This is a genomic window from Komagataeibacter sp. NFXK3, assembly GCF_054182245.1.
This window is the reverse complement of sequence record NZ_JAPIVJ010000093.1, coordinates 1-635: the sequence shown is the minus strand read 5'-3', so window position 1 is coordinate 635 and position 635 is coordinate 1. Positions and strand designations below refer to the sequence as shown.

At 64.6% G+C, this 635-nt stretch carries 1 protein-coding gene; it reads right to left on the bottom strand.

Annotated features, from left to right (window positions below; all coding sequences use genetic code 11):
- On the bottom strand, window positions 1–635 hold a 635-nt coding region (locus tag OQZ28_RS17655), incomplete at both ends, for a transposase (protein WP_458136709.1).

The window sequence follows — 635 nt, the reverse complement described above, 5'->3', positions numbered from 1 at the left end:
CTTCATGGCAAGCCGCCAGGGTTCGGTGATCCGGCGCGGTTCCCTGTCTTCAGGAGGTGGCCGGAAGTCATAAGGCCTGCGGGCGCAGGGCCGTCCGATGGCGACCAGCGGATCGATGCCTTTTTTCCGCAGGTCCCGGACCGCCTGCCCGCTGGCGTAACCGGTGTCGGCGAGCACTGTCTTTGGGAGACCGATCGTGTTTTCCATCGACAGCACGGTGCTGGCAAAGGATGGCGCGTCCGCTGACGTGGCGACAACGTCGGTTGTCACGATCAGCTGACTGCCTTCGGCGCAGACCACGGCCTGGGCATTGTAAGCCTGCCGGAACTCGTGGGCGTCCGAACGCCGCATGAGGCGGCTGTCGGGATCGGTCAGACTGATCTGCCGGTCGGGTGGCGGTTCATCATCCGGCGGTTTCGGCGCCCTGCCACGACGCCCTGTTTTCGCATCATAAGCGGCTTTCTTCTTCTCGTATGCCGGTCGCGCCGCCTCGGCCTGCGCTTTCGCATCTGCTTCCAGCCGGGCGCAGGCTTCGTCCAGCTTCGCTTTCAGTGTTTCCCGTCGGGCAAGCGCTTCCGGCAATGCCTGCGGATCGCTGTCTGTGGCATCTGCGTGCTCCGCCTGGTCCATCAGTT